This is a genomic window from Microcystis sp. LE19-195.1E, assembly GCF_027532095.1.
Taxonomy (GTDB): domain Bacteria; phylum Cyanobacteriota; class Cyanobacteriia; order Cyanobacteriales; family Microcystaceae; genus Microcystis; species Microcystis aeruginosa.
The window spans coordinates 1-4361 of record NZ_JAPZSZ010000325.1 but is presented as its reverse complement, the minus strand read 5'-3'; the positions used below and the strand labels follow the sequence as shown (position 1 = coordinate 4361).

Genomic DNA, 4361 nt, shown 5'->3' with positions numbered 1-4361 from the left:
TTAGCTAAAGTAATTGGTTCTTCGTTACTTGGGATGGTTCGATAGGGGGGCATAAATCGACTAAATCCTTATCTGGTAAGAGACTTAATTGATTAGTTCGCTCTAGATCAAAAACAATTGACAAAAATCGCTAAATGCCTTGCTATATAATGGTTCCATCCCTTATAACCCCCGTCCATTGCATAACACAAACCGAAGAGCCGTTTTTAGCTTGTAATCATTTGCTTGAATCAATGAGCATGGTGCGTTCCCCCAAATCTATCGCTGCAGCGGTAAGACCCGCATCAGGGAACGCACTCTACTAGATCTGCACTACGTTTTTGGAGTAGTGCCATTCTTTTGCTTGCTCCTCACGAAGACTGCCTTATTTTTTCGCTGAATCTCGAATAAGTCAATAGCCTCGAACAGGCCACTCAACTTTGCATATCCGTAGTTGCGTGGGTCAAAAGATGTCTGATTTGCTATGTGTCCGCCAATCTCTGCCAAATTCGACCAACCATCATCGTCTAGAGTGCTAGAAACAGCGCCCCTCAATAAACTGATTAATTTGGTGTCTTGCTTCAACTCTTTACCAGTTTTCTTCACACTTGCAGAAACTTTGGAAGTCTCCTCAGAATTTACTGCTTGATCAATAGTTTCTAGGTATAAAAATGTTGAACACGCATAAACAAAAGGCAATGGTGTTTTCTTCTCGCCAAATCCATAGACTTTTAAGCCATTTGTCAAAATTCGCATCACTAAAGGAGTAAAGTCACAATCGCTCGACACGATTGCAAAAGCATCCAACTGTTGTGTATACAGCAAATCCATTGCATCAATAATCATTGCAGCATCAGTAGCATTTTTGCCCTTCGTATAGTCGAACTGTTGGACGGGGCGAATAGCGTATTCGTGCAAACACTCCTCCCAAGCTTTCAGCGCAGGACTTTTCCAGTTTCCGTAAGCCTTACGAATATTGGCAACTCCATACTTTGCAATTTCAGAGATGATCGCCTCAATTTTTGATGCAGGGGCGTTGTCTGCATCAATTAGCAGTGCAATTTTTGATTCTGATTGCAGCATATTGCTCCAGGTGTGCTGATCACTTTAATTTTTGAACTCGAACAGAGACTTTTCAAGTATGCCCCAACCGATAACCTAAGCCATCTAACTATTAATTATACAGAAACTTTCCGAATAACCAGAGTAAGGATATGGGGAAACTTTCGACATATCACCCCGTTTTGTAGATTCCTGACAATCAGCTGAGATACAAAGAACTTTTCAGGGACCATAGCACGAATTATAATTCTTGAGGCAACTGAGCAGACTAACTAAAAGTTGCGATGGCGGAGCAAATTCTTTCTCTACTCTTGTACCTAATTCTCATTTTAACGACTTTTTGGTTTATTAGCCCCCAAAAAAAGCCCCGTAGTCATCCCGCCTATCATCTTGCCTGTTTACTAGAAGATGCTCCTGAAAGCTCTTTAAAGGGTCAATTTTATACCCTGGCTACTCCCTTGGCTACCCCGACGCCTGTACTGTTCCCCAGGTGTGGCGCAGTGTATATAGGCAGTCTCTGGCAAAACCGGATGTTAACTATTGGCAATGGCGCAGTATGCCCGAAAATGAGCAGTTTTGTCGGGAATTACGGGAATTATTGCGATTGAATCCGGCTAGAGGTTACGCTAAGGAAATTCTGGAAAGTCTCGCCTTGGGTCAAGATCCTTTTTATCATCTTTACTGGGATCTAAAAGCGATCGCTCATGGTAACTTTAACACTATCGGGACTAATAAACTAGCTGAGGGCAGATTTGCCCAGCGAGATTTGCGAACTCATCAGCAAATGCGGAGGGATTTTCGTCAATGGCATTTACAAGCTTGTGAACAGTTGGGAAAAGAGCGGGTTAAAGCGGTTTATCGGGTGTGTTATGGGTCAGATTGGTCATTAATCGCCCAAATTCTCTATCCTTCGCCTCGTTCCTTGGCCGTGATGATTATAGAGTCGGCTAATCCCGTTTGGTGGCGAGTTTTGGGGATTACTCCTTTTAGCACGACTAACCGGATTGAGAATAATTATAAAACTCTCTTGTGTTATTGGCATCCCGATCACAATTCCCATCCCAATGCGACGGAAATCACCGCCCAGCTTAATCGCGCCTACGATTGTTATCAATGTTTTCAGGAGATGAGTAGTCAAGATAATGCACCTTTGTGGACGAAAATCCGTCGCTGGATTCCTTAGACTTGACTCTAGTTTTTCCCTTGACTTTTTCCTTAACAAAAGAATGTTAGTCTAGGAACAATTTATGACCACGCTTGCACTCTCAGGGTAATGAATCTAGTGCTTTTAAACAATCGCTACCAAATTGTTAGTATCCTTGCTAGGGGGGGATTTGGGGAAACTTATATCGCTGTCGATACGAATATGCCTTCTCAACGGCGCTGTGTGATTAAAAAATTGCAGCCGGCCATTCAAAGTGAGGGGATGCCAGAATGGTTAAAAGAACGTTTTCAGAAAGAAGCAAGCGTTTTAGAGGAATTGGGGGAACAAAATCGCCAAATACCCCGTTTATACGGTTATTTTGCCCAAGATAATCATTTCTATCTCGTGCAGGAATGGATTGAAGGGGAGACACTAACCCAAAAACAGCAACGACAGGGAAATTTATCCTCCTCAGCAGTGCGGACGATTTTAGAGAATTTGCTGCCTGTTATTGATTTTATTCACAGTCGCCGCATTATTCACCGGGATGTGAAACCCGATAATATTATCTTAAGAAATAGTGATAATTTGCCCGTTTTAATCGATTTTGGGGTAATGAAAGAAGCAGTCGCCACCTTACTCGATCCTACGGGAAAAAGTGCCTATTCGATCGCCCTTGGCACCCCCGGTTATATGGCTTCGGAACAGGCTGCCGGGAGACCGGTCTTTTCTAGTGACCTTTACAGCCTAGGCTTAACGGCGATTTTTTTATTAACGGGAAAAACTCCCCAATATCTAGAAACTGACTCGCGCACGGGGGAAATTCTCTGGCGACAGGAGGCAGAAAATGTTAATCCTAATTTAGCTATGGTAATCGATCGAGCGATCCGTTTTCATCCCCGCGATCGGTTTGCTACTGCTAGGGAAATGTTAGCAGCTTTGGCAGAAATATCCCCCGATTTGTCCACCCAACCGACTATCGCAGTTTCTCCCCATAGTCCCCGATTAAAGTCCTCTACACCCCCAAAACCAACCGTCTCCCCCACTGTGGTTATTCAACCCAATTCTGGGGAAAAAAAGAATCCTTGGCTGTGGATTTTGCTGATTTTTGCGGTGACAATTGGGGCTTTTGCCCTAGGATATCGGGGATTTATGGCTCTTTTACCCAAAAATGAGGAAATTGAACCATCACCAACTCTCGAACCTTCTCCTAGTCCTGATGTCATTCCTCCTCCCTCCCAAGATTTTCCCCCTATCCGACGACCTTATCGTCAACGGACTCCCATTTATTCCCCGACTCCTACCCCATCCCCAACTCCTACCCCAGAGGTGATTCCTAGTCCAGAAGTGACTCCAGAATTAACTCCTAGTCCCACCCCAGAAGAAGTAATTCCTATTCCTGTTCCCCTTCCTGAAACGGAGCCGAGTCCTCAAGTTTCTCCCCTTCCTTCTCCTTCCCCTTCTCCTTCCCCTTCTCCTTCTCCTTCTCCTGTTCCAGAGGTGATTAATCCCCCGGTTAATGAGGATAAAATTGAACCGATCGCTCCTCCTGTTTTATCACCTTCTCCTCTTCCCACGGTGGAAAATAGTAATTAATCTAAGTAGGGTTTGCTGAATAAATCTAAAAACCTTACAGGAAAGGGCTTTTAGCTTGATTGAGAGCTTCCCAAATGCACTTAAATCTGCTAGAATCTCTTAAAACCCTTGCATCACCCTTGCATCACCCTTCCATCTTCTCTAATTAGTGCTAATGTACCGTAAAAGCGAGTTACCCTCAACCCCACCAGAAAACTTCGAGCTGCCCTTTGAGGGGAAATTATCCCAAGATAATCGTTGGGTAATTATGGCCAACCTCATTCCCTGGTCAGAATTTGAAGCGGAATACGCATCACTTTTTTCAGAAGAAATGGGTGCGCCCGCCAAAACATTTAGGATAGCAATGTCCGCCTTAATTATTCAAGAAAGATTAGGAATAAGCGACAGAGAAACCGTCGAACAAATTAGGGAAAACCCTTACCTACAATACTTTATTGGGCTAACAAACTATCAAATAGAAGCCCCATTTGATGCCTCAATGATGGTATATTTTCGGAAAAGAATTAAGTTAAATCTCCTCAACAAAATTAACCAAGAAATGGTGAAAAAAGGACGAGAAATTCTCGAAGACAAAGAATCT

3 protein-coding genes and 2 pseudogenes are annotated in these 4361 nt (G+C 43.5%); 3 read left to right on the top strand and 2 right to left on the bottom strand.

Going from position 1 to position 4361, the window contains the following annotated elements:
* Positions 1 to 4: 4 nt before the first annotated feature.
* Positions 5 to 184, bottom strand: a pseudogene (locus O9300_RS19560) (hypothetical protein).
* 128 nt (positions 185 to 312) lie between these two features.
* Positions 313 to 1062 carry an NYN domain-containing protein gene (locus tag O9300_RS17820; protein ID WP_002757405.1) on the bottom strand — a complete coding sequence of 250 codons (750 nt, stop codon included), beginning with the start codon at positions 1060 to 1062 and terminating at the stop codon, positions 313 to 315.
* A 263-nt stretch (positions 1063 to 1325) separates the two neighbouring features.
* On the opposite strand from O9300_RS17820, the pseudogene O9300_RS17815 reads away from it, so the two are divergent.
* From O9300_RS17815 to O9300_RS17805, 3 genes and pseudogenes are all read left to right on the top strand, one after another.
* A pseudogene (locus tag O9300_RS17815) lies at positions 1326 to 2224 on the top strand (J domain-containing protein).
* Positions 2225 to 2314: 90 nt separating this feature from the next.
* A complete protein-coding gene (locus O9300_RS17810; protein ID WP_287973077.1) occupies positions 2315 to 3781 on the top strand; it encodes a serine/threonine-protein kinase in 1467 nt (488 codons plus the stop codon).
* Positions 3782 to 3935: 154 nt separating this feature from the next.
* Positions 3936 to 4361: transposase (locus O9300_RS17805; protein WP_287973075.1), on the top strand; the 426-nt coding region annotated here is incomplete at its 3' end.

Bases quoted from the DNA above. Each gene is read 5' to 3' on its own strand.
- O9300_RS17820 (WP_002757405.1), bottom strand. From the start codon at position 1,062: ATGCTGCAATCAGAATCAAAAATTGCACTGCTAATTGATGCAGACAAC.
- O9300_RS17810 (WP_287973077.1), top strand. From the start codon at position 2,315: ATGAATCTAGTGCTTTTAAACAATCGCTACCAAATTGTTAGTATCCTT.